19 protein-coding genes and 2 pseudogenes are annotated in these 22,646 nt (G+C 28.4%); 2 read left to right on the top strand and 19 right to left on the bottom strand.

Annotated features, from left to right (window positions below; all coding sequences use genetic code 11):
• Positions 1-191 precede the first annotated feature (191 nt).
• From nadR to ACEG17_RS05600, 15 genes and pseudogenes are all read right to left on the bottom strand, one after another.
• A pseudogene (nadR, locus tag ACEG17_RS05530) lies at positions 192-1,253 on the bottom strand (multifunctional transcriptional regulator/nicotinamide-nucleotide adenylyltransferase/ribosylnicotinamide kinase NadR); the annotation flags it as partial.
• Positions 1,254-1,371: 118 nt separating this feature from the next.
• Complete coding sequence (locus ACEG17_RS05535) at positions 1,372-2,814, bottom strand: DNA recombination protein RmuC (RefSeq protein ID WP_372582893.1); 1,443 nt, start codon at positions 2,812-2,814, stop codon at positions 1,372-1,374.
• A 38-nt stretch (positions 2,815-2,852) separates the two neighbouring features.
• Positions 2,853-4,409: a YihY/virulence factor BrkB family protein gene (locus ACEG17_RS05540; protein WP_372582894.1), complete on the bottom strand. Its 1,557-nt coding sequence runs from the start codon at positions 4,407-4,409 to the stop codon at positions 2,853-2,855.
• 35 nt (positions 4,410-4,444) lie between these two features.
• Positions 4,445-5,635 carry a tRNA uracil 4-sulfurtransferase ThiI gene (thiI, locus tag ACEG17_RS05545; RefSeq protein WP_299573583.1) on the bottom strand — a complete coding sequence of 397 codons (1,191 nt, stop codon included), beginning with the start codon at positions 5,633-5,635 and terminating at the stop codon, positions 4,445-4,447.
• A gap of 33 nt (positions 5,636-5,668) precedes the next feature.
• A complete protein-coding gene (locus ACEG17_RS05550; RefSeq protein WP_372582895.1) occupies positions 5,669-6,817 on the bottom strand; it encodes a cysteine desulfurase family protein in 1,149 nt (382 codons plus the stop codon).
• Between the two features lie 318 nt (positions 6,818-7,135).
• Positions 7,136-8,011, bottom strand: a complete 876-nt coding sequence (metF, locus tag ACEG17_RS05555) for a methylenetetrahydrofolate reductase [NAD(P)H] (RefSeq protein WP_372582896.1) — start codon at positions 8,009-8,011, stop codon at positions 7,136-7,138.
• A gap of 437 nt (positions 8,012-8,448) precedes the next feature.
• Complete coding sequence (locus ACEG17_RS05560) at positions 8,449-9,651, bottom strand: argininosuccinate synthase (protein ID WP_299572109.1); 1,203 nt, start codon at positions 9,649-9,651, stop codon at positions 8,449-8,451.
• Positions 9,652-9,668: 17 nt separating this feature from the next.
• On the bottom strand, positions 9,669-10,223 hold the full coding sequence (locus ACEG17_RS05565) for a peptidylprolyl isomerase (protein WP_372583003.1): 555 nt from the start codon (positions 10,221-10,223) through the stop codon (positions 9,669-9,671).
• 276 nt (positions 10,224-10,499) lie between these two features.
• Positions 10,500-10,867: pseudogene (locus ACEG17_RS05570) on the bottom strand (TIGR02328 family protein).
• Positions 10,851-11,246 carry a YbgA family protein gene (locus ACEG17_RS05575; protein ID WP_372582897.1) on the bottom strand — a complete coding sequence of 132 codons (396 nt, stop codon included), beginning with the start codon at positions 11,244-11,246 and terminating at the stop codon, positions 10,851-10,853. Before ACEG17_RS05575 ends, ACEG17_RS05570 begins: the two are co-directional and overlap by 17 nt.
• A 343-nt stretch (positions 11,247-11,589) precedes the next feature.
• Positions 11,590-12,000, bottom strand: coding sequence for a MarR family transcriptional regulator (locus ACEG17_RS05580; protein WP_299573168.1), 411 nt, complete (start codon positions 11,998-12,000; stop codon positions 11,590-11,592).
• Positions 12,001-12,169: 169 nt separating this feature from the next.
• Positions 12,170-12,508, bottom strand: a complete 339-nt coding sequence (locus ACEG17_RS05585) for an MliC family protein (RefSeq protein ID WP_372582898.1) — start codon at positions 12,506-12,508, stop codon at positions 12,170-12,172.
• 140 nt (positions 12,509-12,648) lie between these two features.
• The gene (locus ACEG17_RS05590; RefSeq protein ID WP_372582899.1) at positions 12,649-13,992 is read right to left on the bottom strand and encodes an MATE family efflux transporter; all 1,344 of its coding nucleotides are present in this window, start codon (positions 13,990-13,992) and stop codon (positions 12,649-12,651) included.
• 35 nt (positions 13,993-14,027) lie between these two features.
• The gene (gene gmhA / locus ACEG17_RS05595) at positions 14,028-14,612 is read right to left on the bottom strand and encodes a D-sedoheptulose 7-phosphate isomerase (RefSeq protein ID WP_372582900.1); all 585 of its coding nucleotides are present in this window, start codon (positions 14,610-14,612) and stop codon (positions 14,028-14,030) included.
• Between the two features lie 51 nt (positions 14,613-14,663).
• Positions 14,664-15,554, bottom strand: coding sequence for a LysR family transcriptional regulator (locus ACEG17_RS05600; protein ID WP_147005952.1), 891 nt, complete (start codon positions 15,552-15,554; stop codon positions 14,664-14,666).
• A gap of 268 nt (positions 15,555-15,822) precedes the next feature.
• Between ACEG17_RS05600 and ACEG17_RS05605 the strand changes: the two genes are divergently transcribed.
• Positions 15,823-16,605 (top strand): DUF4037 domain-containing protein, encoded by a 783-nt coding sequence (locus ACEG17_RS05605; RefSeq protein WP_372582901.1) that lies wholly within the window; start codon positions 15,823-15,825, stop codon positions 16,603-16,605.
• A 67-nt stretch (positions 16,606-16,672) separates the two neighbouring features.
• On the top strand, positions 16,673-17,416 hold the full coding sequence (locus ACEG17_RS05610) for a gamma-glutamyl-gamma-aminobutyrate hydrolase family protein (RefSeq protein WP_372582902.1): 744 nt from the start codon (positions 16,673-16,675) through the stop codon (positions 17,414-17,416).
• A 64-nt stretch (positions 17,417-17,480) separates the two neighbouring features.
• Here the strand turns inward: ACEG17_RS05610 and glmM are convergent, their stop codons facing one another.
• From glmM to ACEG17_RS05630, 4 genes are all read right to left on the bottom strand, one after another.
• Positions 17,481-18,842: a phosphoglucosamine mutase gene (glmM, locus tag ACEG17_RS05615; RefSeq protein WP_372582903.1), complete on the bottom strand. Its 1,362-nt coding sequence runs from the start codon at positions 18,840-18,842 to the stop codon at positions 17,481-17,483.
• Entirely contained in the window at positions 18,842-20,443 is a 1,602-nt protein-coding gene (locus ACEG17_RS05620) for a sensor histidine kinase (protein ID WP_372582904.1), read from the bottom strand. The genes glmM and ACEG17_RS05620 overlap by 1 nt, the downstream gene beginning before the upstream one ends.
• 10 nt (positions 20,444-20,453) lie before the next feature.
• On the bottom strand, positions 20,454-21,134 hold the full coding sequence (locus tag ACEG17_RS05625) for a response regulator transcription factor (protein WP_021744742.1): 681 nt from the start codon (positions 21,132-21,134) through the stop codon (positions 20,454-20,456).
• A gap of 243 nt (positions 21,135-21,377) precedes the next feature.
• Positions 21,378-22,646 carry a peptidase U32 family protein gene (locus ACEG17_RS05630; RefSeq protein ID WP_147005957.1) on the bottom strand — a complete coding sequence of 423 codons (1,269 nt, stop codon included), beginning with the start codon at positions 22,644-22,646 and terminating at the stop codon, positions 21,378-21,380.

Below are 22,646 nucleotides of genomic sequence, written 5' to 3' on the forward strand. Positions count from 1 at the left end.
TTATCTTCTATTGTCCTGCGATACTTTTTCGTATCGACAAGATATATATTATCATATCCCCTCTCCTTTGTCAACTACTTTTTTCCATTTTTTTAAAGTTTTTTTATATTTTTATTCGTAAATCATTTTTTAGCTCTTAGAAAGCACTTGTTATTTCTTAGTTTTAATGATATTATTCCAATAAATTATTTTTAATTTATTTCGAGATATTTATTTATTATTTCAATACTCTTTATATAATTTTCTGTAAGACTTTTATTGTTTTTATAAAACAATTTTATGAATTTCTGATTATTTTTTTTTAGTAAGTGTTGTAATATATTATCAAATTCAGGTTTTTCATTTTTCGAATTTATTTCTTTTTCAATATATATTAGTATATCAAAGCTGCTGTGTTTAATTAAATCTTCTATTACTAGATTTTTTTGATAATTTTGAATTATTGAAAAAGTCTGCAAAGAGGAAAATTCAGTATCTATGAAAGTTAGTTTGTCAGCATTTTTAACAGATTCCAATATTCTTCTGTTATGTTCATAAGCAATATTGCTATAATCAGAATATTGTATATTTTCTGTATGATTCTGTAATTCTTCTTTTATATACTCTTTTCTATATTCTTTTACGTAAGTTGTGTTGTAGTAATTGGATAATTTATGAGCCAAATTAGTTTTTCCAGAGTGTTCTGAACCGATTATTGCTACTTTTAAGACAAAAAACTCTCTTACATATTTTGGAATAAAAAACCAGTTTTTATATGGATTTTTTCTTATTTCTGTTGCACTGATATGAAAATTATTTCTATTTATGTCTATTAATTGAATTTTCAAATTTTTATTAAAAGTTTTTTCGAAATTTGGTAATGTTAAAAAATTATTTTTATAATTTTCTACATCTTGAGTTTCATTTGTAAAAATTACATCCACTTTAATTTTATTTTTTAAAAGTGCTTCCTGTACCCTTTCACTCCATAATTTCCAACCATTTGGATAAAAAGGAATTCCATCTTCTGCAAGATGTATTATTTTTATGTTTTTCTGATGTTTAAAAGTTTTCTCTACAAATCTGATTCTATCTTTTACGGTTGGCATTTTCTTCATTTTTGATTCTTCATATAATTTTTTGTCCCTATCATCATCTGTACATACGACAACATATAAATTTTCTACGTAACCACTGGCTATTTGAATGAAATTAACATGTCCAGTATGCAATGGATAAAATTTTCCAAATATTATTCCATTTTTTTGCATTTTTTGTTCTTTCTCCTTTTTATACTAATACTTTTTTTGATTTTATTTATGGTAAAAATTGTATAAAACTGTTTTTTATAGAATTTAGCATAACTTTATTTATTAAATTTATCAAATTCATTTATTCTTCAATTTCTAAGATTTTAAAATTTTCTGAATTGTTATTTCCTATTTTTTCTTCAAATTTTGCATTTGAAATTTCTACAAATCTTTTGCTTATTTTATTTGAAGTTGTGTTTATTTCTTTTACATCTTTGGAAACTTTTTCAATATCCTTTTGCAAATTATCCCAACGTGTACGATATCTTGTAAATTCAACGTTCAATTTTTCCAATTCCTGCTGAATTATGTTTGCATATTTGTCACGTTCCAAATTAGTCATCGTAACCTGAATTACTGTCAATACTGAAATTAATGTTGTTGGTGAAGCTATTCGCACATTTTTCTTGTAAGCATATTCAATTATGTCTGTATGATAAGCATTTATTTCAGCGAAAATTGCTTCAGCCGGAAGAAATAATATTGCTTGTTCACTTGTTTCATTTTTTATTATATATTTTGAGGAAATCGCATCTATATGTTTTTTCAAGTCACTCACAAAATCTTTTCTAGCATTTTCTCTTTCAATCTGAGACAATTCATTATTATACATTTTTCTGTAATTTTCTAATGGGAATTTTGAGTCAACTGCGATGTTGCCAAGGGGTTCTGGAGTAAAAATAATAGAATCAACAATTGTTCCATTTGAAAGTTTATATTGTTTTTGGTAAAGTTTATCATTTTTTTCTCCAAAAACTGAAGATAATATTTGATAAAGCTGAATTTCTCCGAAAATTCCACGGCTTTTTTTATCTGTTAAAATATCCTGAAGCGAAACAACATTACTTGATAATGCCTCTATCTTTTTTTGTGCTTCATCAATTTTACTTAGTCTTTCCAGCACATTTCCAAAAGTTTTTGTAGTTTCTTCAAACCCTTTCGACAGGCGCTCTTCTACCTTTGTATTCATTAAATCAAGTCTGCTTTCAACTTTATGACTTAATTTTTCAAAATTTTCATTTATATTTTTATTTAGCCCGTCCTTAAATTCATTTATATTTTTAGTTAAATGCTGATTATTTTCAGTCATAACACCCGTCAAGGCTGTATTATTTTCATTTAATCTGACAGACAGTTTTTGAATATTGTTATTCATACTTGTAGTCAAAAGCTGTGTATTTTCGGTATGATTCTTAGATAAAAGCTGATTATTGGTGTTCATCGTGGTATTTATATTCTGTCCAAGCTCATTAAATCTTAAAAGAAGTTTTTCATTATTTTCAGATAGTACATTTCCTAAATTGCTTATTCCTTCGAGTAAATTATTTTTTGTATTAAGATTTATTGATTTTTCAATTTCATCAAATTTTTTCTTATTTTCCTCAAAATTTTCCTTATTATTTTCATTTATTTGATTTATTATCATTTTTTCCGTATTTTTATTATTTTTTCTATTGAGATAAATAATTATTGCGGCTACTGAAATAATATTTATAATCGTCATTACTAGTATTATTACTATCATTTCTAAGTCTCCTTTTCAGTTGCATAATTTTTTATTTGCTAAAAGAATTTCCAAGTTCCATCTTCATATCTGGCTTTTTTCTGTGTATTTACAGGATTTTCTATTTCTGTTGAAGTTGACTGTACTTCAGATTCACGATTAATTTTTTCTTTTCTTATTATTTTGGGGGAATCTTTTACTTGTGAATTTTCATTTTTTTGCTTTGATTGTTTTGAAATTTGAAAATCTATTGTCAATTCTTCTGATTTTCTTGAATTCATAGAAGTTTCTGAGTCATCAAAATATTTTTCTTCTGACTCCTCTTGTTCGTTTGAAATTTCATCTTCAGAACTCTCAATTTTTTTCATTGCCAGTTTTTCTCTTATCTTTTCTAGAAGTTTTTGATCCTCCTCATTCAAGTTACTAAAAATATTTTCATAATGTTCAATATTTTTTGTATCAAATTTTTTCATAAATTCTCTGATTGTAATAGTTTCAGGGCTATATGCAACTTGATATTGGCTATCTGAATTTTTATCATAGAACACTTCATTTATAAATCCCATTTTTTCAAGATCAGACAGCACTTCTTTCACAAAAAATACTTCCATACCTAGTCTATCCGTTAATTTCTGATATGTAAATGCTTCCTTTTTTTCCACAAAATTCTTAATTATTAATGATAGAATCAGAATTCCTGCTTCTCTTTTTACCTTTATCGGCATTTCAATTTTTTCATTATATAAAAACTCATCAGAAGTCTGAATTGAAAATGCTATTTGTGCTCCTAATAAAATTGTTACCCATACATATTGCACCCAAATTAGAAAAATTGGAATTAATGCAAGGCTTCCATAAATTATATTATATTTTGTAATTGAAGATTGTAATAGTAAAAATAACAGTTTCCATCCAAAAGTAAGAGCTGTTGTTACAACTCCAGCAAAAACAGCTGGTTTTATTTTTACATTTGTATTTGGAATTATATAAAATAGATAACTAAACAGAATAATATATGTCACAGGCCCGAAAAGTCCAATAAACAAATTAAGTAATACACCATTACTTGGAAAATGTTTTACCATTTCCTCGACTACAAACGAATTTAATGCCGACAATAACACAAAAAATATTGGACCTAAAAATATAATCGCAATATAGTCAATAACTCTTCTTGTTATAGATCTTTTTTTGTTAATTTTCCATATCTTATTAAATGAATTTTCTAACATTATCAAAACTTTTACTGCGGAATAAATCAGAATTACAATTCCTACACCTGTTAATATACTGCTTTCTGTCGATAACAAAAGTCTTTGTGCTATATCTACAATTATTTTTAAAAAACTGTTGTTTCCTGGCCATAATTCAAAAAATTTCTGTATAAATATCTTATCTAGCCCAAATCCTTTTGTAATTCCTAAAACTAGGGCAACTACAGGAAAAATTGCTAAAAGTGAGTAGTAAGTAAGGGAAATTGCAAGTATTTGTGTTTCTCCATCTCGATAATTTCTATAAATTAAATAAATTATCCTTTTTATTTCCTCAATTCTTTTCTTAAATCCACTTTCTACTGCTTCTTTTTTTTGTTTTTTCAACTCTTTTTTTTCATCCATAAAATTTCTCCATTATTATTTTTTAAAATTTATTTTTACCCAAAATTAAAATACTCACGTTCTTCAAAAATTTCATTCATAATTTCATCATAATTTTCAATTTTTGCCTCTTCTTCCAGCACATCTTCCAGCTTTGGATTTGTAACTGGATGCTTTGGTGCAAAAATTACACATGAATCTTCATACGGTTCAATAGATTTTTCATAAGTTTCTATTTCCTTTGCAATTTCAATTATTTCTGTCTTGTCCATTCCGATAAGAGGCCTAAATACCGGCAATTTTTCTACAGAAGCATTTGTACATGTAAGCCCTCCCATTGTTTGAGATGCCACTTGTCCAAGACTTTCTCCTGTAATTAAAGCTTGGTATTGCATAGTATTCGACAATCTTTCAGCTAGACGCATCATAGCACGTCTTGTCAGAATTGTTGCTAAATCTTTTTTTGTCTGAGTATTTATTGCTTCCTGAATTTTTAGTATATTTAATGAATAAAGTCTTGTTTTTCCAACATAAAGTGATAAAATATCAGTTAACTCCTTTACTTTTTCAAGAGCTTGCTGACTTGTAAATGGGAAACTGTGGAATGTAATAAAGTTCAGACGCATCCCTCTTTTTGCCATCATAAACGAAGCAACTGGGCTATCTATTCCACCAGATAACAGAACAAGCCCCTTTCCTGTCGATCCAAGCGGAAGTCCTCCATAAGTTTTTATTCTATCTGTGTAAATATAAACATTTTTTCTAATATCTACATTTATCATAACATCTGGATCTTTCATTTTAACTTTTTCAAACGGACTGTTTACAAGTACATGTCCTCCAAGTTCACGTGCATAATCCATAGATTTTTTTTCAAATCCTTTATTACTTCGATTGACTGTTATTTTAAAAGTTCTAGCTCCATTTTCATAAGCATAATTTGCAAATTCTAGCACTTTTTCCTTTATAACTTCATCATTTCTTTCAACTTTTGCTGACTGATTAAGTCCGACTATTCCAAAAACTTTTTTTAACTTGTCTGTTACTTCATCTAGATTTTGAGGATTTATTAAAACATATAATTTTGACAAATCGTCAAAAAGCTGATAATCAAATCCCTTTAACACTTTATTGACTTTATTTCGTAATTTTTTTTCGAATTGTCCCCTGTTTTTCCCTTTCAGTGACAATTCTCCATAAGAAAGACCTATTGCGTCTAATAAATTTTTATTAGTATAATTTTTCATTTTTTCCCTTTCTAAATATTATTAAAAAAAATTTTATCTCATTTTTCTAATTCTTTCCACACTTTCCTTTAGCCTTTTGACAACTTCAGCAATCTGTTCTTCAGTATTATCTTTTGAAAAACTAAATCTTATCGCTCCATCCAGTTCAGATTGATTAAGCCCCATAACTTCAAGTATTCTGCTATTTCCTTTCTTTGATGAACAAGCCGAGCCTGTAGAAACATAAATTTGATACATTCCCAGAAAATGTGTCAATACTTCGGCTTTTGTTCCCTTAAAAGAAATATTCAAAACTTTTGGACTTGATTTTTCAGGATTAAGTGATGAATTAAGCTTAATATCATTAATCTCTTCACAAATCCTGTCTGCAAGTAATTTCTTTATCTTTTGGGAATGCTCCATTTCTAGTTTATCTTCCCTTGATAAAATTTCTACAGCTTTTGTAAAGGCAAGAATAAGCTCCGTAGGCATTGTTCTTTTTACAATTCCATTTTCAGCATTTGAACCATAAATTATATTTGCAATTTTGACACGTTTATTTATATAGATGGCTCCAATTCCCTTTGGCGCATGAATTTTATGTCCACTTATTGTTATTGCATCTACAGGAAATTTATCAAATTTTATATTTGTACATCCAAGACCTTGCACAAAATCAGTGTGAAAATACGTGTCTTTATTTTTTGATTGAATAATTTTCGAAATTTTTTCTAAATCCTGAATTGCTCCAGTTTCACTATTTACTGCTCCTACAGATACAATCAATGTATCTTCACGAATTGCATCTTGAAGCTGCTCCAAATTTACATATCCATCTCTATCAACATCTAGATAATCAACTTCAAAACCAGCATTTTCATAATGTCTAAACACCTCATAAACTGATGGATGATCAATTTTTGTTGTTATAAGGTGTTTTTTTGTACGAGAGTTTGCATTAATGATTCCCTGCAATAAAAGATTATTTCCATCTCCTCCTCCTGCTGTAAAGTAAATCCTTTCGGCTTCTACTTTCAGATAGTCAGCTATGATTTTTCTCGCATTTTTTATTTTCAAAAGAATATTATGGGAAAAACTGTGAATTGCATCAGCATTTGCATAATTTTCTTCCATTGTCTGAAGAAGCGTGTCTATAACTTCTTTATGTGGTTTTGTACTAGCTGAATTATCCAAATAAATCATTTTTTCTCCTTTTCTGTTTTTATTATTTCACAAAAATTTTATCATTTTACTAATAATCTATAATTAAATTATCTTTATTATACTATATTTTATAAAATTTATCAAAAATAAAGTTGTTTTTTGAATTAAAAAATTTAAACATAATCTTGAATTATAAAAAAAGAGAAGACTAATCACAATATTATTATCAAATCCTATTGCAATATAATCTTCCCATAATTTTATATTATTTTTATCTAATAAAATGTCTTCAAATCAAAATTGTCTTTATCAATTTTTAAATAACAAGCACTTTTTTTATTAATCGATTTTTTGAACTTATCTTGCAAATTCAATATTTTTCATAATTTCTTTTGCGATTTCAGGCTTGTTCATTGTATAAATATGAATTCCTTTAATTCCATAAGCTAATAATTCTATAATTTGTTCACTTGCATACATTATTCCAGCTTTTTTCACAGATTCTGGATTATCTCCATATTTTTCCAATAATTTATCTAATTTCTGAGGAACAGAACATTTTGAAAGTTCTATAATTCTTTTTATTTGTTTTGCATTTGTAACTGGCATAATTCCAGCAACTAAAGGTACTTTTATATCTAGTTTTTCTGCTTTTTCCTTAAATTTTATAAAAATATCATTATCAAAGAACATTTGAGAAGTTAAAAAATCTGTCCCAGCTTCAACTTTATTCTTCAAATGAAACAGGTCAACCAAATCATTATTTTCATAGTGAGTTTCTGGATAAAATGCACCACCAATTGAAAAATCATCAAATTCACTATTTTTTCTTAAGTCACTAATAAGTTCAGAAGCATACTTATAATCGCCTTTGTTATAAATATCTTCTGTTTCTCCTTGCGGAACATCTCCACGAAGTGCCAAAATATTTTTTACATTCTTACTTTTTGCTTCCTGCAAATAATCGTGAATTTCATTTTTCTTACTTCCAACACAAGTCAAATGAGCTAAAACTTCTGTTTTCAAATTATTTTTAATGTGAGAAGCCATTTCAATAGTCCCACCTTTAGTCTGCCCTCCTGCACCGTATGTAACGCTAATAAAATCAGGATTATACTCCACCAGTTCTGCTGTTACCTCTTTTAATTTCTCATGTGAAAAATTTTTGTTTGGCGGAAAAATCTCAAAAGAAACAAGATGTTCCTTCTGTTCAAACATATCTTTTATTTTCATCAAATCCTCCTAATTTAAAAATATTTTTATTTATTATTTTATTTTTGATTATTTTCTTTAGTATTGTACTATAAAAAAACTATTTTGTAAATTTTTTAACTATATTTTTTAGTTCTTATTTGCAATAAATTTTAATTATAGCCAATCCATTTAAAAATTTAAAAAATACTATAATCAATACTGTAAATTATATCTAAATAACCAGATAAATCTTTTATTTATTTAACTATGACTGCTTGACTACTGGAAAAAGATGTCTTGAAATTAGGCAAATAAAATTGTGCCTAGCCATAGGAATTACACATTAATCTGAAATTATTGCGATAAACTTTTATTGCAAAACATAAATTTATAAAAATTAATAATCTTATGGAAACAAAAAGTATAAAAAAAAGAACTCCCAAAACTGTTATTTTCAGGAATTCTTTATTTCAAATTTATTTATGTTTTTTATAAGCTCTAATCCTATTTGGAAGTGAGAATAATTTTATAAATCCTTCCGCATCCTTATGACTATACAGCTCACTTGCTCCAAATGATGAAATTTCTTCATCGTATAATGCAAAATCAGTAAATCTACCAGCTATTTTTATACTTCCTTTGTATAATTTCAGTTTTATTGTACCATTTACATTTTTAGAAGTTTCATCAACAAAAGCATCAAGCCCTTCACGAAGTGGTGTAAACCATTGCCCTGAATAAGCCAATCCTGCATATTTTTGAGATACCAGCTTTTTAAATTCAAATGTATCCTTGTCAAAAATTAATGTTTCCAATTCTTTTAGTGCTTCCATCAGTAATGTTCCACCTGGAGTTTCATAAATTCCTCTTGATTTCATTCCAACAAGTCTATTTTCTACAATGTCAATTACTCCAACACCATTTTCTCCAGCAATTTTATTTAACTTTTTAAGTAATGCGACAGGCTCTAAATTTTCCCCATCTACTTTTACTGGCCATCCTTGTTCAAATGTAATATCCACATAAGTTGGCTTATCTGGTGCTTTTTCAGGTGGAGTTGTCATCATATAAACAATATCTTCCTTATGTTCATTTTCAAGCCCTTCAATATCTCCGCCTTCATGTGAGATATGCCATAAATTCTGGTCTCTTGAGTAAATTTTTTCTTTCGTTACAGTTATTTTTATATTATTTTTTTGTGCATAATCAATCGCATCTTCTCTTGAAGAAATGTCCCAAAGTCTCCAAGGAGCTATTATTTTCAATGTTGGATCTAATGAAAATACTCCAGTTTCAAATCTAACCTGATCATTTCCTTTACCAGTACATCCGTGGCAAATATATGAAGCTCCTTCTTTATGAGCCACATCTACCAATACTTTTGAAATTAAAGGTCTTGCAAATGAAGTACCCAACAGATATTTATTTTCATAAACTGCTCCCGCTCTTAAAGCACGGAAAGCATAATCCTTTACAAATTCTTCTTTTTTATCTTCTACATAAACTTTAGAAGCACCTGATTCAATGGCTTTAACTTTTACAGCTTCCATATCTTCATCCTGCCCAACATCAACACAGCACGCAATTACTTCTAAATCATAATGTTCTTTTAGCCAAGGAATGATAATCGAAGTATCAAGTCCCCCTGAATAGGCTAAAACTACTTTTTCTTTTGCCATATTTATTTCCCCTTTAATTAAAATTTATTTGGAAAATTTTGCTTTAAAGTTTTATTCCAGCTGTCAACTCTATTTTTTTGAGTTTTTAGGAAAGCATCAATGTCTCCTTCAACTACAACTTTTGTCATTACATCTCCATTAGATAACTTTTTTACAACATCTAAATCAGCTTCTGACACAACTTCTCCAAATATTGTATGATTACCATTTAACCATTCTGTTGGAACTGTTGTTATGAAAAATTGACTTCCATTTGTTCCTGGTCCTGCATTTGCCATAGCTAGTTTACCAGCTTTTGAGAAATTCAGTCCATTATTAACTTCGTCTTCAAATCGGTATCCTGGTCCTCCAGCACCAGTTCCAGTTGGATCTCCTCCTTGTGCCATGAAGTTGTCAATAACCCTATGGAACTTTAGCCCGTCATAATATCCTTTTTTTGCTAAGTTTACAAAATTAGCAACAGTTACAGGTGATTTGTCAGGTAATAAATTAATATTAACATCACCTTTTGCAGTAATAATCTTTACTTTCATTTTATACTCTTTACTGTATGATTGCACAGCAACAGTCATCATCATTAAAATTGATAACATTAGTAATGATACTCTTTTAATCATACATCTCCTTTCATTTCAATATATATTTTATGTTTTAAAGAAAGATTAACTTTAAATCTAGCTTTAAAAATCTAAATACATTTTATCATATTGTAGAGGTTTTTTGAATAAAATTTTAAAATAATTCTCTTTTCAAAGCTATTTTTGTCATAAAAAAATTATTACATGAATCATTATCTTATGTCTCCTCTGCAGGACAATGAGTTGTAGCAGTTAAAACAATCAAAACTTTTATAGTTCTAATTTAATCCCTTTTTTTTGCAAATTTTCGATACACTCAACTAAATATTGATTATCATGTTCTTTGTAAATTGGGCTATCTATAATTTTTTCTTCAAGATTATTATAATTTTCTGCTTTCTTTCCTCTATAATTCTTATCTCTCCATTCTTCAGAAACTTTATACCCTCTTTTTTCCATTTCATCCATAACCAATGAATGATAAACAAATAAATAATACGGAGAATATAAAAATACATAATCTACTGTTTTATGTTTCTTTTTCCATCCGTTTCCCCTAAGCGCACAACATTCTCTATGTTGACCAAGAAGCTGGTTTTTAGCAACAGATGAATAATTTGTTCATGCCATAGTCTCATCTTTTTCTCCTGTTAATAAAGTAGATTCTTGTAAATATTTATTTGGATATTTCTTTAGTAAAGTATTGATATATTCAATTAGCGATTTCTGATTATTTCTCCCTCCCATATATTCTTCCAGTATGTTAAATAATCCTTGTTTTTCAATCTTCGTTGCCTTTTTTTTGAAATATCCCCATAAATGAAGAATTGCATTACTAAAATCTTTTTTACTTTCTTTTATATCCCTTACTTTTTGTATTCTTTCATCAATAAATACAATATCAATTTCTTTTTCTTTCAAATACTTTCTTATTTCTAAGTACACTTTATGCGATTTGCTTAACACATAATATTTATTTTTTGCCCACAGCTCTTCACATTCTTTTTTGTGGTTCATATCAGCCCTTCTTTCAAGATATTCAAATTATATATTAGAATTAACTTCATCTATGTTCTCCTTTGAATTTTTCATTAGTTAATTTTTTTAATAAGTATTTTTCTAAGTTTGCGAGTATTAAAAATTTAATCTAATCTTCCTGCATTTATTGTGAAAATAATTTATTAAGTATATTCCAATCCATTTAAAATTGAACTACTAAAAATTATAGTAAATTTAGGATTTGAGTAAAATAGTCATAACTTTTGAGTTTGATTTTAAAGAAGTTTTGCTACAAAATCTAACCTCAAAAATTATAAAAACGGCAATTTAATAAAACTACCGTCCTAAATTTATTTATAAATTATTTTCCGTCAAATACTGTAGGATATGCCTTATCATTATTAAATGCCCATGAACCATTGTAATAGTAACTATTGTCATTTGAATTGAAAACTAAATTTTTACCTGCTTTTAAATGCATATATTTATATTTTTTCAAGTATTTTTCAACTTTTTCAGTATTTTGAACTAATACTCCAACTTTTACATTTTCATATTCTTCTCCATCAAATACACATTTTTCAAAATCAACATCTACTCTATAATCTTTATCATTTATCTTTTTAAATTCTCCATGAGATTTAGGTTTATTACAATATGAGTCTTTTACCAATTTAGCTGTCTTATTATCGTGAACTTTTTTCACTTCCCCCTCACCAGCTGCAAATAATGTCATTGAAATCGCAAAAATTGCCAATATACTTTTTTTCATAATAAATTTCCTCCTTGGTTTTATTTCCATTATAATTTGTTTATAATAGTATATCATATTTTCTTTGATTTTTCTAATTTTTTTATAACTAAAAAAACATAACCTCAAGATTTTATGATTTTATCATTTAATCTATCGGTTATGTTCTTTAATTTAAGAATGAATTCTGTTATCTTCTTGTGCAAGATTTTTCAATTCCATTAGGTCCTCTATAAATGGCGTCTTTTCCACCTTTAAAGAATTCTACATTTCCATTTTTAGAAACATATCTTGATCCACTACCTGATGTTGCTACCTTAAGGTTGTAAACATTTCCTGCTTTAGTAACTACTCTAGCAGTATTTGTTGCTGGATAAGAAACTGTTATTTTTTCAGAACCGCAAGTATATGATTCTGAAGCTACCCTTCTTACAGTAGGTCTTTTTTTACTTGCCGCTGCAAAACTCATTCCTCCAATTAATGTCATTACAGACAATACTAACATAGATTTTTTCATTAATTTCATCATTACCATCTCTTTTCTTCAAAATTTGTTTCAATAGAAATATACCACATGAAACTTTTAATTTTCTTATAAAAAACTATTTAATGAAGATGAAATTATAGTAAATTTGCTTTATGCAATAAACAGCATGATAATTGGTTATTTTAACTTAATTTCAGTTTGTATTTGTTCAGAAATTTACCGATATACCTTATCAAAAATACTGATCTTGCTAGCGAAAATACTATAAACGACAACCATAGTCCATGATTTTGGTTAATTGCTGTTCCAGCAAAATAAAAGATTAAAAATACTATTAATGCCTGTATCATTGAATTTCTTATATATGCTGTTTCTGTTGTGCCTGTAAAATTTCCGTAAATTACTAGCCCAAAACTTACAACTAATGGAAATATGATTATCCAAATTTTATACTGATTTGCAATATTTATAACTTCTGCATTTTTTGTATAAAACAGCAGCAGCTTTTTACCTCCGAAAACAAATGCTGTACTCAAAAATATTGAAATTATAACACAAAACTGTATTGATTTTCTCATTACCCATTTTAGTTTTCTAAAATTTTTCTCTCCTGCCGCTATGCCTGAAAACACACTTGATGCATTAGCAAAGCCATCAAAAATATATGACATTAAATATTGAACTTGAAATAATATAGAGTTTGCAGCTAATATTATTTTTCCATTATGTGCAGCTTTTTCCAAGAATAAATTTGTTGCTACCAGTAAACAGACTGTACGAAGCACTAAATCTGAATTCACTGCTCCAACTTTTTTTATTTCGCTTCTATCAAATATTTCTTTCAAATTTATATTGTGCAAGATTTTTTTTAGTGAAAAAGTTCTTAAAATAATAAAAATTGATAAAAGAGTTGTCATAATTTGGGAAATTAGTGTAGCAACTGCTACTCCAGTAACATCCATTCCTAAAACTTCTACAAAATATAAATCAAGAAAAATATTCACAATATTTGTCATAAGTTGCAAAATTAGACATTTTTTTATTTCTTTTCGTCCCATTATCCATCCTAAAAATGTGTAGTTCAGAAATACGAAAGGGGCTCCCCATATTAGAATATTAAAATAAATTTCTATATATTTCGTAATCTCCTTTCCAGCATCAAAAAAATGAATAAATCCCCATAAAATAGGTTTCTGAAAAATAACAAACAGAAATCCTAAAATAAGTGAAATTAATACGGGACGGATTAATACTGTAATTTCTTCCTTTTCGTTATTTTCTCCAAAAGCCTTTGCAGAATATCCAGATGTGCTGACACGTAAAAAGCCAAAAAGCCAATATATTGTGTTAAAAATTGTTCCTCCAAGTGTAACTCCACCTATAAATACTGGATTTGAGAGATTTCCTACAACAGCTGTATCAACAGAATTTAACAAGGGCGTTGTCAGAGTTGACAAAGTAAATCCAAGTGCTAATTTCAGATATTCTGTATTTCTAATTTTTTCTATATTTACACTTTTTTTCATTTTCCTCCTCGAATTTAAAAAAAGCCTTATTAATTTTAATAATTTTCAGGAAATAAAATTCTTTCCACACCTTCAATTATAATATGTAAAATCATCATATGAACTTCCTGAATCCTGTCTGATGTTTCTCCAGGAATTATAAATTCATAATCACATACTCCTTTTAATTTCCCGCCATCTTTTCCAAGCAGCGCTACAGTTTTTAAATTTCTCTCTTTTGCCGATTTTACAGCCTCAATTATATTTTTAGAATTTCCCGAAGTTGAAATTCCAAAGAAAAAGTCACCTTCCTGCCCAAATGCTTCCACACCTTTTGCAAACACAAAATCAAATCCATAGTCATTTCCAACACATGTGATATGGGAAGAATCGCTGATACTTATAGACGGCAAGGCCCTTCTGTCTTTTCTAAATCTTCCTGTAAATTCTTCTGCAAAGTGCATTGCATCACAGTTACTTCCACCATTTCCTGCAATTAGCGATTTTTTCCCATTTTTATAGGCTAATGCTAATTCCTGTGCAATTTTTTCTGTTTTTTCAATATTTTCCTCATTTTCTACAAATACCTTTACAGTTTCAAAGGCAGTTAAATACGAATTTCTAATATTTTCCTTTAACATATTTCCTCCCAGAATTTAATTATAAATTGTTTCATTTTTTTAGATTTACTACTATTTTTTTACTGAAAATAACGCAGGCGTAATCTTATAATTTCTTACAAATTTTACAAATTTGGCAATTCCTGACTTTTCTCCATTTTCACGAATATATGCAATCTGAAATTTATCTTCAGACTTTTCAAAGTTATGAATGATTTTCAATGTACCTTTTTCTATTTCCTCATAAACGCTGTAATATGGAAGAACTGCAAAACCAAGCCCACTTTTTATAAGATTTTTCATTGTTTCAATGCTTCCATTTATTACAATTCTATTTTCTAAATTAAATCCGATTATTTTCTCAAACAAGTCAAGATATTTGCTTGTCAAAACTGTATCCCGCTTTAACAGCTGCATCTGCTCTAATTCCTTATAATCAGATATTTCCTTTCCAGCTACAACCACAAACGGATATTCTTCTGTTTCGATAACCTTTATTTCCTTATCTTCAATAAAATACTCTTCCATTAAGGCAATGTCGACTGTTCCTTCCTTCAAATGCCTTACGAGTGATTCACGATTTTTAATATACAAGTCAAACTCAATTTCAGGATTGTGTTTTTTAAATTCTACCATAATTCTCGGCAATACTGGCTCTCCAATGTTATGAGTCGCTCCAATGCAGATTTTTCCCTTCCCAAATTGCGATATTTTCTCCATCTCTTTTTCTACACGTAGAATCTTGTCAAAAACATCTTTTGACATCCTATATAGTTCTTTTCCAGCAAAAGTTAGCCTAAAATTTTTAGAATTCCTCTCAATAAGTTGAATTCCAAGTTTTGTTTCCAATTTTTTTATTTGTATTGACACTGCTGATTGGCTGATAAATAAATTTTTTGCAGCTTTAGTAAAACTCTTCTCCTTGCATGCCTCAAAGAAAATTTTTAAATGATGTACATCCACAGTTATTTCTCCAATCATATTTTTTTATATTATGCTCAAACTAATTAAAATTAAATAACTTTAATTTTTCAGTTCGTTTTAAAATAAATTTGTTACATTATAACATTTTTACTCTGTGAATGTAAACATCAAAATTCTATTTCCACGTTAACAGTCTTTTATGAATATTTTTTGATATTTTTAAATAATTGTGAATTTGGAAAATTGAAAAATTAGTGTTAAAATATATTAAATAAATTTGATTAAATATAGAAATCTAGGAGGAAAAATGGTAGAACAATTATTTAAAGAACTTTCTTTACTTGAGGAAGTAGAGTCAATTGCATTAGGAGGTTCACGAGCTGGAAAAAATTACGACAAAAAATCAGATTATGATGTGTATCTTTACATAAATTCTGCAATTAATGAAGAAAAAAGAAAAAATATTCTAAAAAAATTCTGTAGTTATATAGAGATTGGAAATAGCTTCTGGGAATATGAAGACAACTGTGTTTTAAATAATGGAATCGAAATTGATATTTTATATCGGGATATGGAAGACTTTATAAAAGGAATCGAAAGAGTAGTTGTTGAATGTCAGCCAAACAATTCTTACACAACTTGTATGTGGAATAACCTAATTACTTGCAAAATTTTATACGACAAAAACGGAACACTTGAAAAATACAAAAATAAATATTCAATAGATTATCCAAAACAATTAAAAGAAAATATCATAAAAAGACAATTAAAATTAATTGACTCTTCAATGCCAGCATATCCAAAACAAATAATAAAAGCCGTTCAAAGAAATGATTTTGTAAGCATAAACCACAGAATAACAGAATTTCTAGCCTCATATTTCGATTTGTTGTTTGCAATAAATGAAGTAACTCATCCTGGTGAAAAACGTCTAGTTCAGCTTTGTAAAACGCAATGTAAAATTTTGCCTGAAAATTTTGAAGAAAACTTAAATTTACTTTTTTCATATATGTATTCAGAAGAAAATCAAGATTCTTTAATGAAAATTCTTGAAGAAATCATTAAAAATATAAAAGATATAGCAAAATAAAAAATTTGACTAATAAAAAAAAATATGGTTAAATCTATATGTTAAAATTTATAAATTGGAGGACAATATGAAAAAACCTATTATTGGAATCTCAAGTAATATACTTGGACTAGAAAAAGGGCTTTTTGCTGGATATAAGCGTGCTTATGTTGATGTTTCCTATATCAATGCCGTTATAAATGCTGGCGGTGTGCCACATCTTCTGCCTTTGAATGAGCATGAAGATATTATTGAGGAATTTGTAAAAAATGTGGATGGAATAATTTTAACTGGAGGAAATGATGTTTTTCCACTTCTTTATGGAGAAGAGCCAAAGGAGAAGCTCGGAGAAATATTTCCTGAACGTGATAAATTTGACTCACTTCTTATCCGTTATGCAATAAATTATAAAAAACCAATTTTGGGAATTTGTCGTGGAATGCAGATAGCAAATGTCGAATGTGGCGGTTCTCTTTATCAAGATCTTTCCTACAATGAAAATGTATCAATAAAGCATTTTCAAAAAGCTAGAGCCCACACTCCAACTCACTCTATCTCTGTAGCGAGTAACTGTTTTTTAAGCGATATTTATCCTGAAGGAATTGGATTTATAAACAGTTACCATCATCAGACAATAAATAAGCTGGCAGAAGGATTTGTTGTAACTGCAAAAAGTGCAGATGGAGTAGTTGAAGCAATTGAAAATATTTCAGATGAAATTTTTATCGTTGGGGTTCAATGGCACCCAGAAATGATGGCAATTAACGATGAAACTGCACAAAAATTATTTAAAAAATTTGTAAATGAAGTAAATTCAAGGAAAAAGAATTAATTTAAAGAAAAAAATCATAGCCTAGTTAACTATGATTTTCTTTTTTTATAAACATTTTTTCTAATTAGCAAAGTGTTTCTTCCACTTTTTTACTTAATTCTGCTACGTATTTATCAACAATTTTTTGACTTTCTGCTTCAACCATTACTCTTATAAGTGATTCTGTTCCAGAAGCTCTTACTAAAATTCTACCTTTTCCAGCAATTTCTTTTTCCTTTGCCTTTATGAAATCGATTAATTCCTTATTTGTTTCCCAAGTTGCTTTCTTCTCTTTTGCAACAAAGATATTTTTAGAATCTTGAGGCCATAATTTTATTCCTTTTACAAGTTCATGCAATGTTTTTCCGCTTTCTAAAATAGCTGCAACAAGTTGAATCGACGATAGCACTCCATCTCCAGTTGTGTTGTAGTCAAGCATTAAAATATGTCCGGACTGCTCTCCGCCAATATTTAGTCCATATTCTTTCATTTTCTCAAGAACATATCTATCTCCAACATTTGCACGAATTAGTCCAATTCCTTTTTCATCCAGATATTTTTCAAATCCCATGTTGCTAAGAACAGTTGTCACGACCTTATTATCGTTCAAAAGTCCTCTCTTTTGCATATATTCAGCAATAATCGCAATAATCAAATCTCCATTTATAATTTCACCTGTATTGTCAACAGCAATCAATCTGTCAGCATCACCATCATAAGCAAGACCTAAATCAGCCTTATAAACTTTTACTACATCTTGAAGAAGTTCTGGATGAGTAGATCCGCAATTAACATTAATATTTTTCCCATTTGGAATATTATTAATTACAACAACATCTGCTCCCAAGGCTTGAAAAACTTTTGGAGCAATTCTATACGCCGCACCATTTCCTGTATCAATTACAATTCGCAATTTTGAAAAATTAGTTTTTACAGTAGAAGTTAGATAATCTAAATAAATTCTCATGTCATCTTCCACGTATTTAAATGTTCCTAAATCATCTCCTGGCACTTGATGTTTTAAAAGTTCTTCCTTTTTTTCCATTAATTTTTCTAATTCCTCTTCAACTGAATCAGGTAATTTATAACCATTTTGACTAAATATTTTTATTCCGTTATCCTTTACAGGATTATGTGAAGCAGAAATCATAATTCCCGCATCAGCCTTTAATTTTCTAGTTAGATAGCAAACTCCTGGAGTAGGCAACACTCCTACAAAATCAATATTTACTCCCATAGAATTTAGTCCAGCTGTCAGAGCTGAACGAATCATATAACCTGAAATTCTTGTATCAGTTCCAAGAATAATTTTTGGCTTTCCAGCTTTTTTTCTATGCTTTTTCAAATAATATCCAAGAGCCAGCCCTAGACGTGTTACTAAGTCGATTGTTAAGTCTTTATTGGCTTCTCCTCTCATTCCATCAGTTCCAAAATATTTTCTAGCCATTATTTTCCCTTTCTATTTTTTCTTTTTTTATGTTTATGTTCTTTTTCCTTTTTCAAAAAGCTAAATACCGCTCTTTTCTTTTCTGTTCTTTCCTTTTTTACATTCTTAACATTTTCTTCTTCCGTTTTTACTATATTTTCTCCAATTGGAAGTACAATTGAAATTTCCGTTCCCTCATTCATTTTAGATTCTATCTCAATTTTTCCATTGTGAATTTCTACAATCCGTTTTACTATCGCAAGTCCAAGCCCAGTTCCACCAGTTGCCTTTGTTCTCGATAGGTCAACTCTATAAAATCTATCAAAGATTCTCTTTGCATCCTCATCAGAAATTCCAACTCCTTCATCTCTGATTGAAATCCGTCCAAATCCATCTTTAATAACTGATTTAATATAAATATTTGTATGTGGTTCTGAATATTTTGTAGCATTTTCAATTAAGGCTCTGATTGCTTGCTGAAGCAAGGTTTCATCTCCTTTAATCTTATAATTTTCTCCCATCTCAAGATGAAAATTATGCGTTTTATTAGAAACTACGGTATCAGAATGAATTTGATGAATCATTTCATTTGCGTCAATGTCTACAAATTTTGTATTAATTTTTGTGATTTCACCTTTTGCTAAGAATAGGAGCTTTTGTATTAAATTACGCATATTATCTGTTTCACTAATTATTGAATCTATCGACTCCACAAATATATCAATATCTGACATCCCACGTTTTCGTATAATCTCTGCATATCCCTTTATAATCGCAAGTGGAGTACGCAATTCATGTGAAGCATCGGATACAAATTTTGTCTGATTTTCAAATGAAATCTCCAGCCTATCCAGCATTTCATTTATAATAAGTGTCAAATTTTGCAGTTCATCTTCTTCTTTTGGTATTTCTATTCTTTTACTCAAATCATCTGTTGAAATACTTTTTGCTGTTTTTATTACATTATTAATTGGCTTTAAAATTCTTCTGCTCATTATTTTTGATACAATAATCGTTATAACAACACCAATTATCGTAAATAAAATAACAAGGTATTCTAATCTTTTATAAATTTGATTTTCCTGCGTTACATTTTTTAACGTATAAATGTTAAATTTATAATTTTTTATTTCTCTGCTCACTTTAAAGACAAAATATTTATTTTTTTCAATATTTATTATTTTACCTTCTGAATTATTATCTTCCAGATTAAAGCCTTCAAGCAAGTTAATCATTTTTTCGTTAGTCATTGAGGCTTCTTCGGTATCAGTGTCTCCAAGTGTATTAATTGGAATTACAGAATCTTTATTTTGTTTTATTTCCAGTACATACAAATAGTTGTCTTCTCCAGGGTTAAATGGTTTTACATGAATAACCTTTTTCCCCTCAACGACTTCAGGATTAAAGTCAAGTGTAAGCACATTTGTCTTATCAGAAAAAATTCCAACTTTATCCAAAAAACTATTTATTTCTTCCATTTTACTGCCTGCAGAAATTTCAAGCACTTTATTTGACTGCCTTTGCAGTGAATAAACAAGAATAATATTAGAAACTAATATTAATACCAAAAATAGAAGAGCGTAATTTGCTGAAATACGATCTTCTAATTTTAAATTTTTCATTCTTTACTCCTTATTTAAAAATAAATCCGATTCCTCTTACAGTCTGAATAAATTTTCTCTCATAAGGTCTGTCAATTTTATCTCTTAAATATTTAATATACAAATCAAGAATATTATCATTTCCAATATAATCAAATCCCCAAACTTCTTCCAAGATTTTATCTCTTGATAAAACAATTCCTTTATTTAATACTAAAAAGTCAAGAAGTTCAAATTCCCTTTTTGATAATTGAATTAAATTTTTTCCATAATCTCTGAACACTTCGTAAGTTGAATAGTTAATTGTCAAATCTTCAAATTCAAATACACCTTTGTGAACAACAGATTTTTTAGTTCTTCTAAGAAGAGCTTTTATTCTTGCAAGCAATTCTTCATTTGAAAATGGTTTTGTCATATAGTCATCTGCTCCGTAGTCAAATCCAACTACTTTGTCACTAATTTCATCTTTTGCAGTAAGCATAATGATAGGTACTTGTGAAGTTTCCCTTATCCTTTTACATACTTCCATTCCACTCATCTTAGGAAGCATAACATCTAGCAAGATGATATCATACGAACCATATTTTGCCATATTTAGCCCTTCTTTACCATCGTATGCAAAAAATACATCAAATCCTTCAAATTTTAATTCAATTTCTAATAATCTTGAAATTTTAGGATCATCTTCAATTACTAATATTTTTTCTCTCATAATTATCTCCACTTCTATTTTTCTTTAAAATTTTTATTTCTCCAAAATTTTTATTCCTAAAAATAAAAAGTTATTTGGATATAGATAATTATAACTCATTTTTTTTGATTTGTATAGTTTTTTATCTTTTTTTTTAAATAATTTTCAATGAATAAATAGTTTAGTAAAGATTAAAAAATACTATCTTTTATTTTCAATGCTTTTTATTTGTTAAAATTTAAATTAAATTATAATTTATTTAAATTAAAAATCTTCAGTATCCATATCGCTATCCGATTGTCCTTCAGGCAGTTTAATTCTAATTAAATCCATCGGTCCCATTTCCACATCAGTCTCAATAATAGCGATTGTATTTGGATTTACATATTCTTGAAATTCGTTATTTTTTGTGTTTAAAAAGTTTTCTACTTTGAATTTAACAGCATCTCCGATTGGACGTACCAATTCCAAAGTTTCAGTTGCATAAACTTTATTTCTTATCTGAATTTTATATTTATTTGTATCAACTTTTTCAAGTACATTTGCAACAAGTCTATATGTTTGGCTATAAGAAAGTCCTGTTTCATAATTTTGATCTTTTTCAGAAGTAGGCCCTAAATAAAATCCATTTGAATATTGTCTATGGCTGATTGTTTTAAGTTCCTTCAGCCAGTCTGGATCATATTTGTAATTTCCTGAATAATAATTATCCAATGCTCTTTTATATTGTTTTACTACAGTTGAATTATAGTAGATACTTTTCATTCTTCCTTCAATTTTTAATGAATCTACTCCTGTTTCAATTACTTTATCGATAAATTCAATAGAACATAAATCTTTGGCATTGAACATATATGTTCCTTCTTCATTTTCAACAATGTCATGAGCTCCTGTTTCTTCATGACCTTCTGCAATTACTTTATAGTTCCAACGGCAGTCCTGTGCACAAATTCCACGATTTGCATCACGGTTTGTAAAATAGTTACTTAGTAAGCATCTTCCCGAGTAGGCCATACACATTGCTCCGTGAATAAATACTTCTATTTCCACATCTGGTACTTTTTCACGAATTGTTTTTATTTCTTTTAGAGACATTTCTCTAGCTAGAATAACTCTTTTTGCTCCTAAATCCTTCCAAGTTTTCACGCTCATCCAGTTTGTATTGTTTGCCTGTGTACTTACATGAATTTTAAGATTTGGAGCGTGTTCTCTTACTGTCTGGAACACTCCAAGATCAGCTACGATTACAGCATCTACGCCAAATTCATCCAATTTTTTTATAAATCTTGGTAAATAGTCAATTTCTGTATTGTGTGCAAAAATATTTAATGTAACATATATTTTTTTACCTAAACTGTGTACATAATCTACAGCTTCCTTTAATTCTTTATTTTTAAAGTTTGAAGACATTCCTCTCAAATTAAATGAACTTCCTCCAACAAAACATGCATCAGCCCCAAAGTGAAATGCTGTCTTTAATTTTTCCATATTTCCTGCTGGTGCTAATAATTCTACCCTTTTTCTGTTTTCCAT

Source organism: Leptotrichia hongkongensis (genome assembly GCF_041538065.1).
Taxonomy (GTDB): Bacteria; Fusobacteriota; Fusobacteriia; order Fusobacteriales; family Leptotrichiaceae; genus Leptotrichia; species Leptotrichia hongkongensis.